Below are 1,229 nucleotides of genomic sequence, written 5' to 3'. Positions count from 1 at the left end.
CTAAGCCGGGTGAACCACGCTGGGTATCTCCTTGGGGTGAAGGCCGCCCAGGTTGGCATATTGAATGTTCAGCAATGAACAATAAAATACTGGGTGAAGTGTTTGATATTCATGGTGGTGGTTCTGATTTGATGTTCCCACACCACGAGAATGAAGTGGCACAATCATGCTGCGCACATAATGGTGAGTACGTGAATACCTGGATGCATTCGGGTATGGTGCAGATCGACAAAGTGAAAATGTCTAAATCATTAAATAACTTTTTCACTATCCGTGATGTATTAGAGAAATACGATGGCGAGTCTGTGCGTTATTTCTTAATTTCCGGTCATTACCGCAGTCAGCTAAATTATTCAGAAGATAACTTAAAACAAGCGCGTGCAAGTTTAGAGCGTTTATATACTGCATTACGTGGCGTGACAGTTGCCGAGATTGATGGTGTTGTACCAGATTGCGAAGCGTATGTTGAAACGTTCAAAGCGGCAATGGATGATGATTTCAATACCCCTGAAGCGTTCCCTGTGTTATTCGAGTTAGCGAAAGAAATTAACCGTATCAAAGAAACTGATGAAAAACGCGCTGGCGAACTAGCCGCGCAGTTAATTACCTTTGGTGAAGTATTAGGTTTATTATCACAAGATCCTGAAGCTTTCTTGCAAGGTGATACTGGCGCTGATGATGAAGTCGCAGAGATTGAAGCGTTAATTAAACAACGTAACGATGCGCGTGTAAGTAAAGACTGGGGCATGGCAGATGATGCGCGTGACAAGTTGAACGCACTGGGTATTGTATTGGAAGACGGTGCTAACGGGACTAGTTGGCGTCGTAAATAAAGGCTCGAATTGATTTAAGTGCTAATGACTCATACTTTTAGTTTTAATTTAAGTAGTCATTGGCATTTTATTTACTTAATAAAGAGTTAGATAAAGGATTAATCATGTTAAAAATTATTTCAGTGATCATCGGTTGTGCGTTGATTTTTTTCCTTATGCAACGCATGGGTGGTAATAAGAAACAAGCGGCTGAAAATATTGAAGCTGGTAAGTTGTTTTTAGCTGCGAATCTAGAAAAAGAAGGCGTTGAAGAAACGGCTTCTGGTTTGCAATCAACAGTATTAACAGAAGGTACCGGCACTGCTCACCCTACGGGTCGTTCTAAAGTGACGGTACATTATCACGGTACATTATTAGACGGCACTGTGTTTGATAGCTCTGTACAGCGTGGCGAGC

Annotated in this window: 2 protein-coding genes; both read left to right on the top strand. The window is 41.7% G+C overall.

Annotation, left to right across the window (positions count from 1 at the left end):
- Positions 1-833, top strand: an 833-nt coding sequence (locus tag PE36_RS23605) for a cysteine--tRNA ligase (RefSeq protein WP_006034640.1), incomplete at its 5' end; no start/stop codon positions are given.
- Between the two features lie 104 nt (positions 834-937).
- A partial coding sequence (locus tag PE36_RS23600) for an FKBP-type peptidyl-prolyl cis-trans isomerase N-terminal domain-containing protein (protein ID WP_043995026.1) occupies positions 938-1,229 on the top strand: 292 nt, incomplete at its 3' end.

This window comes from Moritella sp. PE36 (genome assembly GCF_000170855.1).
Lineage (GTDB): Bacteria > Pseudomonadota > Gammaproteobacteria > Enterobacterales > Moritellaceae > Moritella.
This window is presented reverse-complemented; position numbering and strand designations above follow the sequence as displayed.